The sequence below is a fragment of the Betaproteobacteria bacterium genome, assembly GCA_016713305.1.
Lineage (GTDB): Bacteria > Pseudomonadota > Gammaproteobacteria > Burkholderiales.
Window position 1 is genome coordinate 202,505 of sequence record JADJPK010000009.1, and the last position, 21,427, is coordinate 223,931.

A 21,427-nucleotide genomic window follows, 5' to 3' on the forward strand; every position below is an offset into this window, starting at 1 on the left:
CTTCTGAAGCGACCAACTAGGCTGTGCACTTTTCAGTGACTGGTACTAATGACAGCAGTCGTTGGCTCTACCAGTTCAAGTGACGGCTTCCTGACCCTGCCCCGGTTTCGCGCACACAAGAGAGTTGGAAACTTTATGATGAACGGAGGGCGAAATGACGAAGAAGGAAGCGGTGCCGAATCGGCAGTACACGGCGGGGTTCAAACAAGAGGCGGTCAGGTTGGCGGCCTCGATCGGGGGCAATGCAACAGCTAAGCGATTGGGTGTTCCACAGTCGACGGTGACGAACTGGGTTCGGCGAGTGCGCGATGGTCCGCCCGAACAAGCACAGCGCGAGGGCCTGCCTGTCCGACGGCCGATGTCCGATTTGGAAGCGGAGGTAAGCCACTTGCGACGGGAACTGGCCAGTGGGAAGCTGGACCTCGAAATCGAAAGTAAGGCGGCGGCGTAACTTGGGAAGGAGTCGCGGTGAAGTACGCTTAGATGGAAGCGCATCGCGACCTGTTCAGCGTAAGCCGGATGTGCCGGCAGTTCGATGTCTCGCGCCCGGGCTTTTGCCAGTGGCGAGTACGGGAGCTGAGCGATCGGTCAAGGGCCAACGAGAGGCTGGGTGTTCAGGTGGCGGCCATTCATGGAGCCAGTGGCCGCAGCTCGGATGAGACCGCATTCACCGGCAGATGCTCGATCAGGGGATACCGGTGGGCCGAGAACGCATCCGCAGAAGCGTCAGACGCCAGGGCTGCGCCCAGTGTACCGTCGGCCCTGTCGCGTGATGACGGATTCCAGCCACGACCACCCGGTGGCGCCGAATCTGCAGGAACGCCGATTCGATGGCTGGAAGTGAATCAAGCCTGGACGGCCGACGTCACCGGCGTGGCCGCCAGCGAGGGATCGCTGTACCTGGCAGTGGTCATGGATCTGGCCAGTCGACGCATTGTCGGCTGGTCGATGAGCGAACAGATCAAGGCCGATCTCGTGTGCGCGGCGTTGAAGTCGGCGTACTGGCGGCGCAGGCCCGGTCCCGGACTGATCATGCATACCGACCGCGGCAGTCAATACGCCAGCAGACCCTACCGTGCGCTGATTCGTGATTTCCGGATGAAGGCCTCGATGAGCGGCAAGGGCAATTGCTGGGACAATGCGGCGATGGAGAGCTTCTTCAAGACGCTGAAGGTCGAGCGCGTCTACCAAGTTCACTACCCCACGCGCGCGCAGGCCCGCCTGGATATCGTCAACTGGATCGAGGGCTTCTACAATCGAGAGCGACTGCATTCGTCGGTCGGCTATCGGACGCCAATCGCGGCAGAACACCGCCTCATGGCTGCATAGACTGGTGTACGTCGAATCGGAGCGGGGTCTTGGTGAACCCGCCAGAGATCAGTGAACAGATGGCACGCCCCAAGTCAAAGACTTCTGCGACAACGCTAAAGATGACTCCTGAAGTTCGGGTACTTTGGGAGCGCTGTGCAGCCGAGGAGCATCGCAACCTGACTAACATGTTCGAAGTCATTGTCCGCGCCGACGCCGAGACGCTGCGCAGCCCGACGGCAGGCAGCTCGAAGTTAAGGGCGGCGGACGAATGAGTGCGAGCCTCTTCTTTGAGGGCGACCGCAGTCGGTTCTTTCGGCCGCTGAACGGCACTCGTCGTGAGCTGGTGGTCGCGTGCCTACGTGCGCTCTATGAACGACTGCATGGGCCGACCGCCGATTACTCGCATAACATGACCCGCGATGCGTTGCGGGAACTTCTGTTCCCGGTCGTGCACGACTACCTCGACCGCGCTGCACCGGAGGCCGAACAGGACGAGTTCAACGAGCCTGAAGCCAACGACCCGCAGCAACTCACGTCGCTGCTCATGCGTACGCTGCTGCTCGATGGCTGGCTTGAACAGTTCGCCGACCGCCACGGCCTTGTCACCGCGTTCCGATTCTCCCGTCCTGGGAAGCTGTTCTCAGAAGCTCTGTGGGCCCTGGACCGTCCCAGCCGGAGCCGTCAGCGGAACATGCGTGGCTGCCGCAATGCTCTGGATGCGGCGCTTTCGACACGTGGCGACGCGCATGACCTGATGGACGCCTATGAGTACGCCGAAAAGGTCATCGAGGACCTGACAGAAGGCATCGACTACTTCCAGCAGCTGGTGCGCCACCTCATGCGGAGCGCGTCTGTGCACACGCAGTGGAGCGAGTTCGTCGAATTCCTGGACCGCTTTCAACGCGAGTATTCCAAGCAGCTCACAGCAGACGACGCTAACCTGAACCGGCAGGCTATCCGACAGAACATCGAGAAGTTGCGCGCCGTCACCGAGCAGAAGTTCAAGCGGATCGACGAGCAGCTTTACGATGTCGCTCATTGGGCGGTCAAGGAGTTCACAGGTCCGTCGATATATGACTGGCTGCTCGGGCGCATCGAAGACATCGTCGATGCGGCATGCGAGTCCAAGCAGCCCGGTTTCTTGAAGGCGATGGAAAGCTACCTCAAGCGCCTCACAGGCCTGGCGTTGCAATCGATGATGCTGCGTTCAGGCCAGACTCGCCATTCGTACCTCGCGGCCATCCAAAGCTGGCAGCGTCGTCCGAAGCTGACCAGGACGCGCTGCTGGCGCGAATCGGGAGCAGCTGGCCACTGCCGAGGTTCGTGTCCTCGATCCGTCGAGTTTCAAGCTGCGCCCGCCACGCAGCGTCGTAAGGCGGTGACGGTGACCATTCGGCCCCGGGCAACTCGTGAAGAGCGTCTGGCAGCAGCGATGGCGCGCGCCGAGTCCGAAGTGTTCTCGATTCCAAACGAGATGGTCGCCGAGAAGTTGCGATCCGACCTACGCCTGTTCCGTCACCCCATCCGCCTTCAGCGCTGCCTGCTGAAAGTGCGAGGACGTCTTGCGTGCGATGCAAGCCGTTGAAGCGCGCGCGGCGCCACTGGTAGCGATCTCACTGTCCGCAAGCTGACCACCCGCATGGACAACACGGTCTACATTGGAAACGACTACGAAATCGATCTCAAGAGATGAGCATATCTACTGCTGTGCGCGACCAGCTTGCCGTCGCCAACATCAAGGCCGACCGCTTCCGAGAGATCGTTGTCCGGCTGCTGTCATACGGGATTATCGTGCGCGACGAAGACCGCACCGAACAAATTCTCTACGACGACGCCCGGCGCGTCGAAGCCCTCCTTGAGGACTACTTCGAGGTCGCAGGCTTTCTGCTGCACCACGATTCGACGAACCAGTTCTACCGGCTCTACGCGCCGGGCGCGGTGGTCGACGGACTTCCGCAAGACACCCTGGAACCCGTGCCGTCCCTTCGCGCTCGTGTCTCGCCCGACTTCGTGGCGACTGCGCTAGCGCTGCGCTTTCTGTACCAGAACAAGCTCAACAATGGCGACATCCAGTCGCAAGGCGAGGCGCTCATCAGCTTCGAGGAACTGGCGGCGACCATGCAGACCCAGCTGAAGCGCTCGTTGCCCGTCGGCTCCACCGACAAGATGGCACTCCTGGCTGAACTCAAGCGCCACCGTCTGCTGCGCTACGCTGCAGGCTTCACGATCGCCAATGAAGATGCCCTGCTCGCCATCCGGCCGACCATCGTGGGCATCGTGAGCAACGATTCGCTGGCCGCTGCGCTCGACGCGGACGGTGTCATCGAGCAGGAAGCCACAGTCGGAGAGGCCGACCAATGAAGCTGGACAAGCTTGTGCTGGCGAACTGGGGGCAGTTGCCCCCAGGTGACTACGAATTCAGCAACATGACCGTGCTGACCGGCCCGACGGGTGCCGGTAAGTCCACGATGCTGGACGGTCTTCAGACGATCATGACTGCGGCCTACCAGGGCATCGTTGCCTACAACCCTGGCCAGGAAGAAGTGCAGGCCGGCCAGCGGCGCGGCAAGTCCAAGCGAACACTCGAGTCGTTTGTCTGCGGCGCCGAGTACGCCCTATTCTCGCGCCCTGACGGTGCTCATGGCTACGTGGCCGCCGTGTTCCGACCCGGCCCCAATGAGGGCCCGGCAAAGCCATTCACTGCTGTGGTCGCCGCCGCTGCCCGCGCAGACGGCTCCGGCGAACGGCGCATGGCCAAGCTGGAACGTCTGGAGCTCATCATCGTCGACGAGGATGCGCTGAATCTCGATGACTTCCTCAAGGACGCTGCCAACAGCGAGTGGGTCGCTGTCGAGGACATTGTCAAGCGCCTGAAGGCGAAGTACCGCAAGGTCACCAGCTATGAGAGTCACAAGAAGGATTACCTGTGCGCCCTCTACGGGCGATTTCGTGGCCGAACGAGTGTGAACTGGGATGAGACCCAGAACGCCGCCAAGGCGTGGAGCCAGTCGATCGCCTACAGGCCCATCGGCTCCGTTCACGACCTGGTGCGCGACGACATTCTGGAGTTTGACGGCAAGCAACTGCAGAGAGAGCATCACGCGCATCAGTGACCTGATGCGGCAGGTGAGCAATCTGCGCGAGGAAGGTGCCCGAATCGCCGCCACCGTGGAGCGGCTGCGCACCTTGAAGTCGGCGATCGCGGACACGACCGCGGCATTCGAGGAACAGGTGCAGTACGACCTGCTGGCAGCGCGGATGCACCTCCGCGATGACGCTGCCAGGATTGCCGGTGAGCGCAAGAAGATTGCCGACGACACCGACATCGTCGAGCGCAACACCGTGCTGCGCAATACCGAAAAGGCCCTGCGGGAAGGTGTTGACCGCAGCCGAATTGAGCTGGCCGCCAAGTTGAGTGGCATCGAAGCCCATGGCGTGAAGGAGCGTCTGGAGGACAAGCTCAGGTCGGCGACTTCCACTGCCAAAGGCACTTTGGAAGCGCTCCTCCTCGGGCTGCTGGCTGCAGGCCGGCTGGAGAACGCTGCGCGGACTTTCATCGGCAAGACAATTCCTGAGCAGTTTCTGCGTCTGAAGAAGTCGGTGCAGACGCTTGCTCAGGCTCTTGCCGCCACCGAGCTCGAGCGACTCGGACGGCTTCACACCGCAGTGGCCGAAGCCTCAATCGGTGACGATCCTGTACCTATCAAATTGTTGCAGCTGGTGCCTGCGTTCGAGGGCGCCCATATTGGATTGGCCGAGCTGCATGCCGCACTTATCGGGCCCACAGACAGCGTCTCGACGGCCATCGCCGCTGAGCAATCCACATTGGACGATCGGATACTGACCGAGCAGCGAGCAGTCAACGAGCTGGCCGAGCAGAAGCGACACTTGGCGGCTGGCGGTGGCAACTACAGCCGCGAGACGACCCTTGCCATCGATCGCATCCGGGAGGAACTGCCCGAAGCCAACGTCCAGGTACTGTGTGACCTGGTTGAGCCTCGCTCGGAGGAGTGGCAGCAGGCCATTGAGGGCTACCTCGACAACGCCCGTTTCAATCTCATCGTGAAGCCTGAGTGGGAGGCCCCCACCATCGATCTTCTTCACCGCGCGAGCTCGCGGGCCAAGGTCATCCAGGGGAAGCAGTGCCTGGATCGAGCCGACGCAAGTCGTGTACCGCGTGACTCCATCATTCACGAACTGCATACCAACCACCCAATTGCCAAGGCCTACCTTATCGAGCAGTACGGCACCGTGATCAAGGTGGAGAACTCGCAGCAGCTCCGAACGACCGCCCGGGGACTGACCAAGGATGGCAAGGGAAGCGGCTCGCGGACGATGTTCGTCGGCGAGAAGCGTGATCTCGTATTCGGTCGCGCAGCCCGAGAAAGGACGCTGAGGGAGGTGACAGCGAAGCTCGAAGCTGCGGAAGCTTCGTTCGGCCGCTTGCGCGAGCTGGGGAAGGTGCTGGCGACCCTGCGCGGCGCGTTGACGCAGTTGCACGAACCGAGCTTCAACGCTCGGCCGCTGCAAGCCGCCGCGACTGACATCGACCACGCGCGCCGCTCCTTAGACCAACTTGATCTGACAGAGGTCCGTGCGCTCGAGGCGCGGCTCGAGGAGATTAAGAAGCAGCTGGTCGAGCATGACGCCACCATCGAGTCGGCTGCCAAGGCCATCGCGCTTGCGGACAAACGCACAGAGGAATCCGAGAAGGTCATCAAGGGCGTCGAGGGCAAGCGCGGGGACCGTCTACTTGAGCTCAAGGCGCAGATTCAACGCCTGGAAAGGCTGTGTGAGGTGAACGCTGAGCGCACCTACACGGTGATGTCCGAACAGGTCGACGACTTGCTGGGTTCCGGTACGCTGACGGCAACCGACGTCGCCAGCCGGCGTGACAAACTCAAGACCTTGCCGGCAAACCGCTTGGGGGCAGTGCGTGAGCTGCTGGCCGACTACAACTCGAAGGCGAAGCCCCAGGAACGCTTCCAGTCGGCGTTACCGCATCTATACGATGACCAGGCGTTCGACGCCTGCTACGGTCCCTTGGTCGTGCTGGGCCGGTCAGTCAGTACGTTGCATACCGACTTCGAAGGCGTTGGCCTTTACAACAACCGCAACGAGGTCGAGAAGGCAGAGCGTTCGTTCCACGACGTGTTCACAAAACAGTTCTGCGTCGAGATCAAGACCAAGGTCGATGACGGCGTGCGCACGCTACGCCAGCTCAACGGCGAGCTGCAGAACCTGAAGTTCGGCACCGATCGTTTTTCCATCGACTGGTCGAAGTGGGAGCCAGAGTTTGAGGAGTACTACGGGTTCTTCAAGGCCGTCGCAGAACTGGCGGACTCCCCAGAGACTGTTGACCTGTTTGGTGAGACCGAGCTGTCGCTAAAGCACCTCCAAGTGCGCGACCGGTTGGCGGCGCTGCTGCTGGACAAGGACCAGGAGCGTGCGGGCCGCGATCTCTTGCGCATCGCTGACTATCGCAACTACCGTCGGTACGAGATATGGAACGAATCGGACAGTGGCGGTCGCATCGCGCTGTCGACGTGGGGCACGGGCTCCGGTGGCCAGCTCGAGACACCGGCCTACATCGTCCGCGCCGCAGTTGTGACCAACCGGATGAAGTTGTTCGAAAAGGGAGCGAGCCTTCGGCTTCTGATGAGCGACGAGTCGTTTTCAAAGATGGACGAGATCCGCGCTCGTGCCGTGCTGCGCTATTTGCGCGATAACCTAGACCTGCAGTTGATCAGCGCAATGCCTACCCGCAACGCCGGCGCGCTTCGCCCTGAATTCAACCGTGAGTACAGCTTCAGCCGCGTGGGCGTCGACGGGAACGGCGAGCTGGACTTCATTCTCGAACCCGACGACCGCATCTTCCACAAGGACAAGATGCGTGAACTCTGGGAGGCCGAGCGGGTCCTGGCGCGCGAGCAGGCACGCCTCGAATTCGAGGCACGCGAGCCTCCGGAAGTGCCCCCCCATGTCGTTGAGGCCAAGCAGTGGCAACGAGGCCGCTTTGGCTGGAGTCACCTGAGGTTCTGCAGTTGCTGGGCCTGTTGGTCGACCGGCTGGACGCCGCCGACCTGCGCGGCACCAAGCCTCAGTCGGTCGCACTGACCGAGAAGACCTGGCCGGCGCTCTACACGGCAACCTTCGAGTCCCGCAAGGAGGCGCTGTGGGAGCAACTCGGCGAGATGTATCGCTGGGGCTGGATTCAGATCAAGCCTGACGGAGCGGCCCGGGCACGCGCCGGCTACGACCAGTCGCCCAGGGTCACGGTTGTCGACGAGGCCGCGCTTCGGGCGGCTGCGGGTCGCCCCGAGCGGGTGAAGAGCTCGGTCGAGCGATGGCGCGACGCGGTGGCTCAGGGGCTGGCGGCCTCCGATGAGGTCAAGAGGGCTGTAGGTGACTACTGCATCGACACGCCGGATCACACGATGGCTGAGGTCGTCGCGCAGCTCAATTTACTGCCTTCGCTGGCAAGCAAACCCATGCTACTGCGCGAGGTGTCGGCACAACTCTTCTGGGGCATGTCGAAGGTCTTGGACAAGCGCCAAGGACTGGTCGCGGCCATCTTGGGTCTGGACGAGTGCCCATTCCTTGAGTCGCCGATTCAGCTGCAGGTACATCTGCCGCAGGCGGGCTATCGCGAGGTGTTGTTCATCGAGAACCTAGTTAGCTTCGAGGGGGCGTTGCGCTCGACCAATGGCACCTTTGACGGCTTTGCTCTCATCTATGCGTCCGGATTCAAGGGTAGTGCTCAGCGGCTGCGCAGTCCTGCGGGTTGCTCTCTTTTCTACGGCAGTAAGGGCGCCCTGGGCGGCGGCGTGAGAGATACCTTCGAGACGTGGTTGTTCGGACGTAGTGTCGCCCCTGTGTACTTCTGGGGTGATCTGGACTACGCGGGGATGCGGATCCTTGCCGCCCTGCGATCCAGCTTCCCCAGCTTGGCAGCATGGGAGCCCGGTTTCGCCCCGATGCTTTCGGTGCTGCTCGCTGGCCAAGGGCACTCCCCGGAAGCCGCGGACAAGCAAGGGCAGCGTCCGCTGACCGCGACGGGTTGCGCCTTTGCAGATGCCCACCTCATACCGGCTCTGGCGATGACAGGGCGCTGCGTTGATCAGGAGCTGTTTGCACTGTAAGCGACGTGAACTCCTCGAATGTCAACCGTCAACGGCAATCCAAATTTCCTCAGTTTGGCAATTCAAATCTACCGACCCGTTTGAGACGAATCGTCGTGTGAGCGCGGTGCCTGATCGCGCAAGGCCATACCAACGTCGGACAGGCGCCCTATCAAGAGCCCCTGGGCACGACTTACCTCGGCCAGAGGGACCGCGAGCACTGACAGGTCATAGCGCCACTTAGGCCAATCGGCTGTCTGCTAGATGTACGGATGATCTCCGCTCTTCATGCGGCGATTGTTCGCCCGATTCACCGCAGTCGCAAGCCATCCCCCGCGCCTGGTAAGACGAATACCCGAGTACCACTCTCCAAGATTTCACACCCCCAACCCCGCCGAGACCCCCGAGCTCCACGCCCACTGGAAATTGAAGCCGCCCAGCCACCCGGTGACATCCACGACCTCGCCAATGAAGTACAGACCCGCGACGGCCGTGGCCTCCATCGTCTTCGAGGAAAGGCCGCGGGTGTCCACCCCGCCCACGGTGACTTCCGCCTTCTGGTAACCGGTGGTGCCCGAGGGCTTCACTTGCCAGTCGTGCAGACCCGCGGCGAGGGCGCGTACTGTTTTCTCGGGCAGTTCGGCCAAGAAGCGTGTCGCTCCCATCGCCTCGCACCACTGCTGCGCGAACCGCTTCGGGAGTACCTCCGCCAGCACGGTCGCGGGCATCACGCGGGACTGTCGCGCCGGTGCCAGCAGCGCGTGGGCGTCGTAGCCAGGACAGACCGGGGTCGGGTCTTGCAATCAAGCATCTTGTAGTCCTTCCGACACTCCCGCCCTCGCCGCACCAATCTTTTTCGGCGTACTCGGCACGACAACCGCGCAAGATCGAGAGCACCACGCTTTCCACTAGAAACGTACCCCGCCTCCACAACGCTATTCCGCCAAATCGTTCAAGACGTAGCTTGTGCTGCGCCCGCCCGCCTCGGTCTTGAGCAACACGCCCCGCTTCATCAGATCGTTGATGTCCCGCAACGCCGTATCCGGAGAGCACTTGGCAATGGCCGACCACTTGCTGCTGGTGAGCCTGCCCTCGAAACCATCAAGCAGCCTGTTGAGCAATTTCCTCTGCCGCTCATTCAGCGGCATCGTCGCCCAGTGCTGCCAGAACCGTGCCTTGATGAACACGTTGTCGAGCGTGTGTTGTGCTTGCTCGACCGCACGGCGAAGCGTGTCAAGAAACCAGACGAGCCACTCCGTGACGTCCATGGTCCGCTTCTGGGTCCGCTCGAGAATGTCGTAGTAGGCCTTGCGCTCGCGCTGAATCTGCGCCGACAAACTGTAGAAGCGTCGTGGGCTGCCATCTGCCCGGGCCAGCAGAAGATCTCCGATGGCACGGGCGATACGGCCGTTGCCATCGTCGAACGGATGTAAGGTGACGAACCAAAGATGTCCGAGCCCGGCTTTGAGCAGCGCAGGCTCCCCCGAGGCACCATCCACCCACTCGAAAAAACGGCCGATCTCGAGTTCCAGACGGTCGGCAGGTGGCGCCTCGAAATGTACGCGCCGTCGACCGGGCGGGCCGGATACCACTTGCATCGGCCCGCTGACGTCGTCCCGCCAGTCTCCGATCCTGATCCTTGAAAGGCCGGAGTACCCGGTAGGAAAGAGTGCGGCGTGCCAGCCAAACAAGCGCTCACGCGACAGCGGAACGTGGCAGTTGGCGGTGGCATCGAGCACCATCTCGACCACACCTTCCACATTGCGGTCCACCGGGGCGAGCGCGCCGATGTCTACGCCGAGCCTGCGGGCGATGGACGAACGAACGGATTCGACGCTGAGCCGTTCGCCCTCGATCTCACTGGTCTTGACGGCATCTTCTGTGAGCGCGACAAGACTGGCCTGGTCGCGCAAGGCCATACCAACGTCGGACAGACGCCCCATCAAGAGCCCCTGAGCGCGACTGACCTCGGCCAAAGGGACCGCGAGCAGGGACAGGTCGTAGCGCCACTTCGGCCAGTCGGCTGCCTGCCAGATGTACGAATATTCTCCGCTTTTCATGCGGCGATTGTGCTCTCCATTCACCGCAGTCGCAAGCCATTACCCGCGCCAGGTGAGGCGATTGCCCGAGTACCACCGTCCAAGACTTCACACCGCCAACCCCGCCGCCACCCCCGAGCTCCACGCCCATTGGAAATTGAAGCCGCCCAGCCAACCGGTGACGTCCACGACCTCGCCGATGAAGTACAGGCCGGGGACGGTCGTGGCCTCCATCGTTTTCGAGGACAGACCGCGGGTGTCCACTCCGCCCACGGTGACCTCCGCCTTCTGGTAACCGGTGGTGCCCGAGGGCTTCACCTGCCAATCGTGCAGACCCGCCGCGAGGGCGCGTACCGTCTTCTCCGGCAGCTCGGCCAGGAAGCGTGTCGCGCCCGTCGCCTCGCACCACTGCTGCGCGAACCGCTTCGGCAACACCTCCGCCAGCACGGTCGCGGGCATCACGCGGGACTGTCGCGCCGCCGCCAGCAGCGCGTGGGCGTCGTGGTCGGGAAGGAGATCTACGTGGAGAGGTTGGCCGGGCTGCCAGTATGACGACGCTTGGAGGATCGCCGGGCCGGATAGTCCCCGGTGCGTGAACAGCAGGTTCTCCCGGAAGCGCGGGCCGTCGGCGCTGACCACGGCTTCCAGTGACACGCCCGAGAGATCGCCGAAGCGGGCCAGTTCCGCGGTGTCGAAGGCAAGCGGTACCAGCCCCGGGCGAGGCGGCACGACTGCGAGGCCGAATTGCTCCGCCAGGCGGTAGCCGAAAGGACTCGCGCCGATCTTCGGCACCGAAAGACCGCCCGTAGCCACCACCAGCGAGCCGGCCCTGAATTCTCCGGCAGAGGTCCGCATCTCGAAGCCGCTGTTGTCGGGCCCCCGAACCACAGACCGGATCTCGCAGCCCGTCCGCCAGACCACGCCGCCGTCTTCGCATTCCGCACGCAGCATGTCGATGATCTGGGTCGCGGACCCGTCGCAGAAGAGTTGCCCGAGCGTTTTCTCGTGGAAGGCGATGCGGTGGCGTTTCACCAGAGCAATGAAATCCGCCGGCGTATACCGGGCGAGCGCCGACCGGCAGAAATGCGGATTGCGCGACAGGAAGTTCTCGGGGCGGCAGTGCAGATTGGTGAAATTGCAGCGCCCGCCGCCGGAGATGAGGATCTTCTCGCCGATCTTCGTGGAGTGGTCGACCAGCAGGACGCGCCGTCCGCGTTGGCCCGCGGTCGCGGCACACATCATTCCGGCCGCACCGGCGCCGATCACGATCACGTCAAAGGTGTTCACATCAGGGCCGCGGCGGAGCGCCGGAAGATCAACGCTCCACCGAGGGACGGGGATGCTCACCCCCATTCCAAGTCATCCCGCGGTCCGGCCCGCGCGGCGACGCAATCCAGCATCTCGATGATCTCACCACTCTCTCTGAAGTCATCACTATCGTTTGAACGCACCGCTGTCCTGCCCTTCATCGCTTGATCAGTGGGCGGCAGTCGGCCCTGCCGAAGACACTCGCACGATTTCACGGCCTGAGTCCAGGCTCCGCGCAGGGGGCTCATTCTCCCGCATATACTTGGCCCACTATTCGAACAACACGACCAAGAATGAAATCACGCCTGACAGTGCTCGCGTTCACTGCCCTTTGCTCCGGCCCGGTCATGGCCGACCCCTGCGACCACATCCGCCACGATCAGCTCAAGTACTCGGAATGCATGCGGAACGACCCTTCCCGCAACACCCCTTCCGGCCGCAGCTACGAAAAGTACTACCAGAACACCCCAGACCCGGAGGAACCGCAGCAGGAGAACTCCTATGACCGGGAACGCCGCCTGAAGCGCGAAGCCGCCGAGGCGGAGCAGCAGCGCAGGGAAAACGAATATCGGGAACGGGAGCTCGTCCGCAAGATGCAGAAAGACGCCGCCGAGCAACGGGCGTTCGAAGCCAAGCGGGCCAATGACCTCGCACGGGTGAAACGGATTCGCGTCACTCAGTTGGCTGCCGTCAATGCCTTGGCCGCCCGGCTCAAGGACCCGAAGTTCGATACGCCGGACACCTACGACGCGATCCTCACGGCAGCGATACCCGAAGTGGACCTCATGGTCGACTGGGCGAAGAAGGCATACGCGCGCTTCCCGAACGAGTTCGCCCTCCGCCATTGGCTGGTCATGCGGTCGAGCTGTCACACGGTGAGCACCGAGCAGAAATTCGACCCCGGCTTTTCGCCATCGAGTCCCTGCATACCGGAACGGAAACAAGCCATTCTCGAGATCCCCGCGGCCGCCCGGCAGGGAGATCTCCCCAACCGCATACTGAACTGTGCCTACCTCCACTTCACTTTCGGCACTCTGGAAGACACGTGGGGCGCCGGCTACCTCTCGGAAGGCAAGGGCATCAAGGCGCACTGGGCAAGTACGGTCGAGGTCGAGAAGATGTACACGGATGTACTGGCGGCCTGCGAGAAAGATCTCGGTGCCGCCCTTCCGGCTGTCAAGGAAGGGCTGTTCAAGATGATGTGGAACCTGGGCAAGACCCGGAAGAACTCGATCGAGAGTTACGAGCCGGGTTACATGTGGCTGCTGCGGTCGCAGGCCGTATGGGCCGGTCGCACGACTATGGAGGCACTGCGCGATCCTGGAACGGCGATACAGGCGATCGAGAAGGCGAATGCGCTCTACAACAAACGTCTCCAGGGGGAATGAGAAGATGAACATCGCCCACCTTCGGAACGTCGCTTGCGGCATTGCCGCGCTCGCGACACTCGCCGGTTGCGCCGACAGCCTGCCCAAGGCCGTCGGACTCCAGCGCGAGAATCGTCTCAAGCTCCAGGAGAACATCACGACCAAACAGGACGTGATCGCCCTGACGGGGAAGCCCGACGACATGCTGGACGTCCCCCGGCTCGCCGTGCCCGCCGCAGTACGCGACCAGTGCATGAAATGGGATCAACGCGCCATCCGCGCGATCTTCTATTTCGACACCTACCTAAACAAGAGCGACAACAAGGCCTGGGAGCAGGAAACCCAGGTCTTTCTCACTTCGGACGACCGCGTCTGCACGTGGGTCGTCTGGACCTGGCTGAAGGGCTGGCACCACGACGAGAAGATGACGATCAAGGGCTGAAGCACACGCCATCACCCATCGAGCAAGCGATGGGTGAAAAAACCAGCAAGACCAGGGTCAGGTCTTGCAACCACGCATTCCGCCTACCCTCCCGGGCTCCCGCTCGGCGATCGCGCCCTCCCTCAACTGCCCATCAGCAGCGGTTCGCTTCGCGACTCACGGAGTGAAGTCCGGGTTGTGAAGCCTTGACCTCCCGCCTAGCTACCGGTGCCCCGCAGTCATCGCCTGGAACGCCCGCCGCAGCCGCTTCACCCCCTCGGTCAGCTTGTTCTCGTCGTTCAAGGTGAAGTTGATCCGCAGCGCCCGCCTATTGAGTCCCGTGGCGTCGAAGACGCTGCTGGGCGCAACGCACACGCCGGCGGACATCGCGTGAGGCAACAGGAGATCGGTGTTGAGCGCGGGGTCGCGCCCGGTGGCCCAGACGAACATGCCGCCGACCGGCACCTCCCAATCGAGCCATTCGGAGACGTGCTCGCGCATCGCCGCACACAACGCGTCGCGCCGCTTGCGGTAGGTATGGACGATGGTAGGCTGGATCTTCTCGATGAGGCCGGCTTCGATCGCGGCGAGCGCGACGCGCTGGGTCAAACCGCTCGTGCACATGTCCGCGCCGAGTTTGGCCCCGACGAGAGCCTCGATGAACTCCGGCGCGGCGATCACCCAGCCGATCCGCAGGCCCGGCGCGATTTCCTTGGACAACGTCCCCATGTAGACGACGGGCCCGGCATAGGGCGAACCCGGGCGTGCTCGCGTCGAGAGGTCGATCATCCGTGGAAGAGGTTCGCCGTCGTAATGCAAGGTTCCGTACGGGTCGTCCTTGACCAGCCACGTGCCCGTCCGGTGGGCAGCGTCGACGAGGGCCTGCCTGGCCTCCACGCCGACCAGGCGTCCTGAGGGGTTGGAGAAGTTCGGAACGGTGTAAGCGAATTGCGCCCCCTGAAGAGCCGCGACCGCGTCCAATGCGGGATCGTCGATCACCAGGTTGCGGAAGATGGGCGAGCGCGGCCGCCAGGCGTCGATGGCGCCGAGATAGGTCGGATACTGACAGGCGATCAGCTGACCCGGTTCGACGAGCACCTTGCCCACGAGGTCCAGGCCCTGCATGCCGGCCGTGGTGACAAGGACGTTGGCGCGGGTGAGTTGCAGGTCGCGCGAACTGAAGCGCTTCGCCAGAGCATCGCGCAGTTCGGGCAGGCCCTCCACCGGTCCGTAGCCCAGCACGTCCTGCGGATGACGGCGGACGACGTCGGCGGCGATGGCCGCAATCTCCTCGACAGGAAACGTCGCGGGCTCGGGAAGCCCGCCGGCCATGTTGATCAGACCCGGCACGCGGCCGGCCGCGAGGAAGGTGCGGGTGATGTCGTTGGTGTCAGAAAGCCATCCAGCGAAGGATGGGCGGGGGGGCTGCTCGGTCATCGACAGGCTCTGGCTCGCAGTGTTTGAGGTGCCGACATTCTATGTGGAACCATTGGCCTCCCCCCGGCCAGGACGATGCGTGCAGTCGTTGCCGCGCTGGCGCTCCAGATGTGCGAGGCCCCCGCCCAGCGCTCGACAAATGCACGCATCACAGCTTCGGATCCGGATCCGCCGTGTTCGCCCCGCCCTCCTGCAGCATCAGCCGATGCATCACGCACGCGGCATCGCGGTATTTCGTGATCGCCTTGTACTCCGGGTCTTCGAGCCAGGCTTCGGCGTGCGCGCGGTCAGGGAACTCCAGGATCACCATGCGGCCCGGATACTGTTGGCCGAGCACGCTGGTGATGGGCTCGCCGCGCGTGAGGAACTTGCCACCGTGCCGGGCGACCGTGGGGGGTGAACGGTCGGTGTACTTGCGGTAGGTTTCCGGGTCGGTGATCGTCATCATCGCGACGATGTAGGCAGCCATGCGGGTCTTCTCCCTGTGAGGGTTTGGGCGTGACGAGGGATTATGCCCGCGGCCACCTTCTGTCTTGCCGTCGGCAGCGTCGGTACCGTGCCTGACCCGGTGCGAGGTTGCACCCCGCACACGCCGATGCCGCCCCGGAAGCCGCGATCAGCGGGTCCCCACGAAAGCGTCGTAGAGCGTGCGATCGTCCGTCAGCACCTCCGAATCGATCGATCGCACCAGCCGTCCTCGTTCCATCAGGTGGGCGCGATCCGCCAGGGCGCTTGCGAAGGCAAGATTCTGTTCGACGAGCAGAACGGCCAGACGGTCGCGTGTGCGGGCGAGCGTCAGCACGTCCTGGATCTGGTCGATGATGGACGGCTGCACGCCCTCGGAGGGTTCGTCGAGCAGCAGCAGTTTCGGCCGCAACACCAGTGCGCGTGCGAGGGCCAGCAGTTGCTGCTCACCGCCACTCAACGTTCCGCCGAGCTTTTTCAGATGCACCCTCAGCCCGGGAAAGTCTTCCAGCACCTCGTCCACCCGGCCCCGGGGCAGGCCGCAGGCGTGCGCTCCCACGAGCAGGTTCTCCATCGCGGTGAGCTTGGGGAAGATCTCCCGGCCCTGTGGGACACAACCGAGACCGCCGCGCGCCCGCACCGTCGCGGAAGCCCGCGTGATGTCGTGTCCGTCGAACTCCACGCGGCCTCCGGTCGCTTGCAGCAAGCCCGCCAGCGCCCTGACCAGAGTCGTCTTGCCCACGCCGTTGGGACCCAGGATCGCCACCACGGTCCCTGCCTCCAGGCTCAGGTCCACGCCCTGGAGTATGGGGACGCTGCCGTAGCCTGCGCGCAGATCGCTAACGTGCAGGAGCATCGCGCCGGCCCAGATACACCGCCCTCACCTGCTCATCGGCATTCATGTCTTCGAAGGTGCCCGTCCTGAACACCTTGCCCTGGTGCAGCATGACGACCGGCGCTTCCAGCGCGCGGATGAACGCCATGTCGTGCTCCACGACCACGAGCGTGTGCTGCACGGCAAGTTCGCGGATGAGTTCCACGGTCCGGGTCCGCTCGGCCTCGGTCATCCCCGCCGCCGGTTCGTCGAGCAGGATGACGCTCGGGTTCTGCGCGAGCACCAGCGCGATCTCCAGCCACTGTTGTTCGCCATGCGCCAACTGCGAAGCGCGTTCGCGCACCCGATGCTGGAGGCCCACGCGCGCCAGCACTCGCGCGACGGCAGCAGCATCGCTCGGACCGGGATGTGCCATGAGTGCCAGCGCGACGTTGTCCGCGACGCTGAGCCCGGGGAAGATGCTCGGCACCTGGAGCTTGATGCCCAGGCCCATCCGTGCACGGCGGAACGACGGCATGGTGGTGATATCCGCCCCGTTCATCCGTATGCGGCCCTGGCTGGGCAGATGCCTTCCGGACAGCAGAGCGAACAGGGTGCTCTTGCCTGCCCCGTTCGGCCCGATCACCGACGTAACCGGGTGTGCGCCGAATTCCAGATCCACGCCACGCAATACTTCCACGCCGCCGAAGCGTTTGTACGCACCTTCGACTTCCAGGCGTCCGCCTCGAACGGGAGCCGCTGCGTCGACCGGAAGCCCGGGGTCCACGCGTCTCTCCAGCGTGGTTTCCCGTGCGTCCGGCCGTTCTTCCGGTACCCGCGCGGGAAGCACTCTCCGGCGCAACGCACCCAGCGCCGGCACGATGCCCCCGGGAAAAACCAGCACCACCAGCACCATCACGATGCCCAGCACTAGCGGCGTCTGCTGCGCGACAATCTTGTCTGCTGCATCGGCCATCCACTGCACGGCTGCCACGCCGACCAGCGCGCCCGACAGCGTTCCGCGCCCGCCGACCATCACCCAGATGGCGACCATGGCGGCCTGCGTGAGGTTGAAGACCGCCGGGTTGACGAACGTGCCCCACGCTGCGAACAGTCCCCCACCGAGCCCCGCGATGGCGGCCGCCACGACGAAGGCCCCGAGCTTGTACCGCCGGACGTCGTAGCCCAGCAGTTCCATGCGCGCTTCGTTCTCGCGAATGCCGGCGAGGATCCGTCCGAATCGTCCTCGCACCAGCACGGCGGTCAGGGCGAACAGCGCCGCGGTGAGCGTGACGGCGAACAGGAACTGCGCACGCATCGACAATTCGCCATCCCCGAGCGCGACGCCCGGGACGGACGGCATGCCGTTGAAGCCGCCCAGCTGGGCCGCGCCGATCGTGTATTCGGGGCCGGCCGTGCTGGACATCACCATGTACAGGATCAGCGTGACCGACAGCGTGACGATCGCCAGGTAGACATCGCCCACCCGGCCATAGAAGGTGACGTAGCCGATGACGACAGCCGAAGAGGCGGCCACCGACGCGCCGATGAACAGGGCGGAGAGCGTCTCACCGCTTTCGGGGAACAGATTGATCGCCGCCACGGCGAAGCCGTACGCGCCCAGCCCGAAGAACGCGTTCTGGCCGAAGCTGAAGATGCCTGCGACCCCCCACAGGAAATCCAGGCTCAACGCCAGGATCGCGAAGCTCAACCAGAGCGTCCACTTGAGCTGGAAGCTGGTGCTCATGAGCGGCGACAACGCAAGAACGACCGCAAGCGCGAGCGCAGGCCAGACGATGCCCGCCCAGGGGCTGCCGCGCAGCGCACGGACCCACCGATTCAGAGCTGACGCGACCACGAGCCGGAAATGCCGTTGGGCAGCAGGCGGACCAGGACGATCGCCAACACGAGCAATGCACTGAGGCCCCAGAGATTGGTGAACAACTGCGAGACGAGATTGCCCACTCCTCCCAGGATGGCGGACGACGCGAGCGTTCCGACCAGGAAGGCCGGTCCACCCGTCACCACGGTCATGAACGCCTGGCCGATGTAGCTCTGGCCTACGCCGGGGCTCACCGCCACGATGGGAGAAAGCAAACCTCCACCGAGTCCGGCGAGAGCGCAGCCGAGCATGAACGTCAGGCGGTTGACCCCCTTCACCTCGACGCCGAGCGCGCTCGCCATTCCGGGGTTCTGTACGGCCGCGCGTGCGAGCAGGCCATAGCGAGTGCGCGTGAACAGCAGATACAACGCGGCGAGGATGCTCACCGCCGCCACCGGTAGGAAGACCGAATACCACGAAACCGTATAGCGGCCGATCTCCACGAAGCCGCCGGGCGTGCCGATTCCGGGCGGGCTGTTGCCGAAGATGTCGACCGCCAGTTGGTAAAGGATGAGGCTCAGTCCGAAGGTCGCGAGCAAGGTGTCGATCAGGCGCCGCCCGTAAAGGGGCCGGATGAACAGAAGTTCCACCAGCAGCCCCAGCAAGGCGCAGCTCAGCGGCGCGCAGGCGATGCCCAGCCAGATCGGCGCACCGGCGCGCACCAGCAGCGTTGTCGTGAACGCGCCGATCATCAGGAACTCGCCGTGCGCCATGTTGACGATGCGCATGAGCCCGAACGTCACGGCGAGCCCGAGAGAGGTCAGCAACAGGATGGCGATGCTCGTCAGTACCGAGAGGGCGACGACGACGACGGCATCCACGCTGCTGACCCCGGACCAGCCGCTCTTACATCTTGGGCAGAATCATGCGATGCGAGTTCTTGTCCTTGCCCGTCAGGTCGCACGACTCGGCACCGACAACCTGAGTCGACGGCTTCACCTGCTTGAACGTCTCCAGGATCTGGAATTCGCGCTTGTCGTTCACGGTGGCCAGATTGATGTCCTGGATGTTCCGGTGCGAGACGCCATCCATCACGATCCGGCCGCTCGGCCCGACGAACGGGATGCCCGTCTCCAGCGCGGCGACGACCTTGTCGAGGTCGGTCGTGCCGGCCTTCTCCACGGCCATCTTCCACTGATGCCAGCCGTTCCACACCTGCGCGGGCAGATCCATCAGCGGTCCCGAATTCGGATAGGCCTTCTTGTACGCCGCCACGAACGCCTTGTTCTGCGGATTGTTCAGTGTCTCGAAGTACGAATAGGCGACCACGATGCCCTTGGTTTCCTCCGGCGAGAGCACCTGTTGCTCGTTGCCGAGACCGAACGACGGCGAGACGATGCGGATCGAACGGTTGAGACCGGCGGCGGCAAACTGGCGATAGAAGGCCATGTGGTTGCCGCCGACCAGATTGGACATGATGACGGCGGGCTTGGCCGTCTGGATCTTGCGGATGGTCGCACCGAAATCGGAGACGTCCAGGGGAATGAACTCGACCCCGACGACCGAACCCTTCGCCTTCTGGACCAGGGACTTGGTCCACGCGGTGGCCACATGACCGTAGATGTAGTCGGCCGCGACGACATAGAAGGTGTTGCCCGCGTTCTTGACGGCCCAGTCCACCAGCGGGCTCGACATCTGCAGGCAGTCGCTGCCCTGCATGAACGTGTACTTGTCGCACTCGCCGCCCTCGTCCACGCTGGGGAAGAACAACAGCTTGCTGTTCTTGCTCAGGATCGGGCGTGCCGCCTCGCGCGACGCACCGGTGATGCACCCCACCACCGCGCAGATTTCGTCGTTGGCACCGATCTCCTGGGCGTAGCGCGAATAGAGTTCAATCTTGGATTGGGTGTCGTACTCGTGCAATTCGAGTTGACGCCCCAGTACACCGCCCGAAGCGTTGATCGACTGGACCGCCATGCGCGATACGTTCATCTCGGCAGCCCGTAGATGCTCAGGCCGCCGGTGACATCGAACATGCTGGCGACGTGGATGGGACCGCTCTTGCTGGCAGCCCGCGCGAACGGCGCCTGCGAAAGAGCCATCGCACCGGCCACGCCGGCCGAGGCTTTGAGGAAACCGCGGCGAGACGTGCTGCTGAACGAAACGGCGGGTAAAGCGCTCGATGAGCGGGGTGTGTACTTCACGTTGAATCCTCCGGTGGTCGTTTTGGTTTTCGTGTGCAACCTGGGACGTATCAGGGTATGACTGCCTAAATTGCCAGCATCCTTCTCGGCGGCGGTCGCGAGTGCCCCGGGTCGATATTGCCAGAGCATCTGGACGCATCGGAAGCGTTACTTTCGTTGTTGACGCCCACCTGACCTCGCGGCAGAGTTCCAACGAAGGCAGTCCGAGACTGGCACCTGCACACCGGGTGCCGGTACAAGCGAATCCGACTCGAAGGAGACATTTCGTGCAGAAGGTGGGAACAATCAAGGAAATCTGGCGCTATCCGGTAAAGGGGATGGCAGGCGAAAAGCTCGACGCGTCCACCATCGGCGCCAACGGCGTACCCGGCGATCGCACCTGGGCGTTGCGAGATACGCAACGCAAGGAGATCCAGAGCTGCAAGTTCCGCCCCCAGTTGCTTCAATGCGTTGCGCGCGCGAACGGCGACGGCAAGACCGTGAGCGTGACGTTTCCCGACGGGAGCACCCTTCGCAGCGACGACAACTCGGTCCACGCCAGACTGTCCGCTCTCACGGGCCACGAGTCCACGCTGGAACCGCTGCGGCCGGAAAGCGATGTCGAGTTCTATCGCCGCTACAAGCCCGCCCAGGGTACGTGGCTGGACGAACTCTCCGCCACCTTCGACCGCGAACCGGGCGAGCCCCTGCCCGACTTCACCCACATTCCTCCCATCCTGGTCGATCACGTCTCCGTACCAGGCACCTTCTTCCTCGTGGTGCCCATGCACGTGGTGACCACGGCGACGCTGAGCCACCTCCAGTCCCTGAACGGCAATGGCAACTGGGATCGCAGGCGCTTCCGCCCGAACCTGGTGATCGAGACGGATCCCTCGATCACCGGGCTGGCCGAACAGGAGTGGGTGGGCAGGAAGATCGTGATCGGCGACCTGACCATCGACTGCGTGGGCGGCACTCCGCGCTGCGGCGCCGTCACACGCGCCCAACCGGACTTCGGCCCCGACACGTCGATTCTCCGGACCATCGTTGCCAAGGCGGACCAGAACGTCGGTGCCTACGGACTCATCTCACAGCCGGGGGCGGTGCGCGCCGGAGATACCGTCTACCTGGACTGACGG

At 63.6% G+C, this 21,427-nt stretch carries 15 protein-coding genes and 4 pseudogenes; 8 read left to right on the forward strand and 11 right to left on the reverse strand.

The annotated features are described in order from the left end of the window. The first annotated feature begins 154 nt into the window (after nt 1-154). The 5 genes and pseudogenes from IPK20_13200 to IPK20_13220 all read left to right on the forward strand — a co-directional run bounded on the left by IPK20_13200 (nt 155) and on the right by IPK20_13220 (nt 8,453). Nucleotides 155-1,329 (forward strand): annotated as a pseudogene (locus IPK20_13200) (IS3 family transposase). Between the two features lie 250 nt (nt 1,330-1,579). Then, nucleotides 1,580-3,004: pseudogene (locus tag IPK20_13205) on the forward strand (ferrochelatase). Continuing rightward, a complete protein-coding gene (locus IPK20_13210) occupies nt 3,001-3,672 on the forward strand; it encodes a DUF4194 domain-containing protein (GenBank protein ID MBK8017567.1) in 672 nt (223 codons plus the stop codon). Before IPK20_13205 ends, IPK20_13210 begins: the two are co-directional and overlap by 4 nt. Further along, nucleotides 3,669-7,428, forward strand: a pseudogene (locus tag IPK20_13215) (AAA family ATPase). Before IPK20_13210 ends, IPK20_13215 begins: the two are co-directional and overlap by 4 nt. Before the next feature lie 320 nt (nt 7,429-7,748). Then, complete coding sequence (locus IPK20_13220; protein ID MBK8017568.1) at nt 7,749-8,453, forward strand: hypothetical protein; 705 nt, start codon at nt 7,749-7,751, stop codon at nt 8,451-8,453. A gap of 68 nt (nt 8,454-8,521) precedes the next feature. Here IPK20_13220 and IPK20_13225 read toward each other — a convergent pair. The 4 genes and pseudogenes from IPK20_13225 to IPK20_13240 form a co-directional block, all read right to left on the reverse strand. Continuing rightward, nucleotides 8,522-8,722, reverse strand: a pseudogene (locus tag IPK20_13225) (DUF4172 domain-containing protein). Between the two features lie 87 nt (nt 8,723-8,809). Continuing rightward, nucleotides 8,810-9,160: an NAD(P)/FAD-dependent oxidoreductase gene (locus IPK20_13230; protein MBK8017569.1), complete on the reverse strand. Its 351-nt coding sequence runs from the start codon at nt 9,158-9,160 to the stop codon at nt 8,810-8,812. 207 nt (nt 9,161-9,367) lie between these two features. Further along, nucleotides 9,368-10,492 (reverse strand): Fic family protein, encoded by a 1,125-nt coding sequence (locus IPK20_13235; GenBank protein MBK8017570.1) that lies wholly within the window; start codon nt 10,490-10,492, stop codon nt 9,368-9,370. 87 nt (nt 10,493-10,579) lie between these two features. Further along, on the reverse strand, nt 10,580-11,824 hold the full coding sequence (locus IPK20_13240) for an NAD(P)/FAD-dependent oxidoreductase (protein MBK8017571.1): 1,245 nt from the start codon (nt 11,822-11,824) through the stop codon (nt 10,580-10,582). A gap of 248 nt (nt 11,825-12,072) precedes the next feature. Between IPK20_13240 and IPK20_13245 the strand changes: the two genes are divergently transcribed. Beyond that, nucleotides 12,073-13,167: a hypothetical protein gene (locus tag IPK20_13245; GenBank protein ID MBK8017572.1), complete on the forward strand. Its 1,095-nt coding sequence runs from the start codon at nt 12,073-12,075 to the stop codon at nt 13,165-13,167. A gap of 4 nt (nt 13,168-13,171) precedes the next feature. Beyond that, complete coding sequence (locus tag IPK20_13250; GenBank protein MBK8017573.1) at nt 13,172-13,588, forward strand: hypothetical protein; 417 nt, start codon at nt 13,172-13,174, stop codon at nt 13,586-13,588. Nucleotides 13,589-13,789: 201 nt separating this feature from the next. Here IPK20_13250 and IPK20_13255 read toward each other — a convergent pair whose 3' ends face one another. From IPK20_13255 to IPK20_13285, 7 genes are all read right to left on the reverse strand, one after another. Next, on the reverse strand, nt 13,790-15,004 hold the full coding sequence (locus IPK20_13255; protein ID MBK8017574.1) for a PLP-dependent aminotransferase family protein: 1,215 nt from the start codon (nt 15,002-15,004) through the stop codon (nt 13,790-13,792). Between the two features lie 148 nt (nt 15,005-15,152). Next, a complete protein-coding gene (locus tag IPK20_13260; protein MBK8017575.1) occupies nt 15,153-15,473 on the reverse strand; it encodes a DUF1330 domain-containing protein in 321 nt (106 codons plus the stop codon). A gap of 147 nt (nt 15,474-15,620) precedes the next feature. Continuing rightward, nucleotides 15,621-16,325: an ATP-binding cassette domain-containing protein gene (locus IPK20_13265; GenBank protein ID MBK8017576.1), complete on the reverse strand. Its 705-nt coding sequence runs from the start codon at nt 16,323-16,325 to the stop codon at nt 15,621-15,623. Further along, nucleotides 16,309-18,141: an ATP-binding cassette domain-containing protein gene (locus tag IPK20_13270; GenBank protein ID MBK8017577.1), complete on the reverse strand. Its 1,833-nt coding sequence runs from the start codon at nt 18,139-18,141 to the stop codon at nt 16,309-16,311. The genes IPK20_13265 and IPK20_13270 overlap by 17 nt, the downstream gene beginning before the upstream one ends. Continuing rightward, a complete protein-coding gene (locus IPK20_13275) occupies nt 18,123-18,986 on the reverse strand; it encodes a branched-chain amino acid ABC transporter permease (protein MBK8017578.1) in 864 nt (287 codons plus the stop codon). The genes IPK20_13270 and IPK20_13275 overlap by 19 nt, the downstream gene beginning before the upstream one ends. Nucleotides 18,987-19,011: 25 nt before the next feature. After that, nucleotides 19,012-20,097, reverse strand: coding sequence for a transporter substrate-binding protein (locus IPK20_13280; protein ID MBK8017579.1), 1,086 nt, complete (start codon nt 20,095-20,097; stop codon nt 19,012-19,014). After that, nucleotides 20,094-20,309 (reverse strand): twin-arginine translocation signal domain-containing protein, encoded by a 216-nt coding sequence (locus IPK20_13285; GenBank protein MBK8017580.1) that lies wholly within the window; start codon nt 20,307-20,309, stop codon nt 20,094-20,096. Before IPK20_13285 ends, IPK20_13280 begins: the two co-directional genes overlap by 4 nt. 266 nt (nt 20,310-20,575) lie before the next feature. On the opposite strand from IPK20_13285, the gene IPK20_13290 reads away from it, so the two are divergent. Next, a complete protein-coding gene (locus IPK20_13290) occupies nt 20,576-21,424 on the forward strand; it encodes an MOSC domain-containing protein (protein ID MBK8017581.1) in 849 nt (282 codons plus the stop codon). The last annotated feature ends 3 nt before the right edge of the window (nt 21,425-21,427 follow it).

Bases quoted from the DNA above. Each gene is read 5' to 3' on its own strand.
- IPK20_13210 (MBK8017567.1), top strand. From the start codon at position 3,001: ATGAGCATATCTACTGCTGTGCGCGACCAGCTTGCCGTCGCCAACATC.
- IPK20_13240 (MBK8017571.1), bottom strand. From the start codon at position 11,824: ATGGGGGTGAGCATCCCCGTCCCTCGGTGGAGCGTTGATCTTCCGGCG.
- IPK20_13250 (MBK8017573.1), top strand. From the start codon at position 13,172: ATGAACATCGCCCACCTTCGGAACGTCGCTTGCGGCATTGCCGCGCTC.
- IPK20_13280 (MBK8017579.1), bottom strand. From the start codon at position 20,097: ATGAACGTATCGCGCATGGCGGTCCAGTCGATCAACGCTTCGGGCGGT.
- IPK20_13265 (MBK8017576.1), bottom strand. From the start codon at position 16,325: ATGCTCCTGCACGTTAGCGATCTGCGCGCAGGCTACGGCAGCGTCCCC.
- IPK20_13245 (MBK8017572.1), top strand. From the start codon at position 12,073: ATGAAATCACGCCTGACAGTGCTCGCGTTCACTGCCCTTTGCTCCGGC.
- IPK20_13255 (MBK8017574.1), bottom strand. From the start codon at position 15,004: ATGACCGAGCAGCCCCCCCGCCCATCCTTCGCTGGATGGCTTTCTGAC.
- IPK20_13220 (MBK8017568.1), top strand. From the start codon at position 7,749: ATGGCTGAGGTCGTCGCGCAGCTCAATTTACTGCCTTCGCTGGCAAGC.
- IPK20_13230 (MBK8017569.1), bottom strand. From the start codon at position 9,160: ATGCCCGCGACCGTGCTGGCGGAGGTACTCCCGAAGCGGTTCGCGCAG.
- IPK20_13235 (MBK8017570.1), bottom strand. From the start codon at position 10,492: ATGAAAAGCGGAGAATATTCGTACATCTGGCAGGCAGCCGACTGGCCG.
- IPK20_13260 (MBK8017575.1), bottom strand. From the start codon at position 15,473: ATGGCTGCCTACATCGTCGCGATGATGACGATCACCGACCCGGAAACC.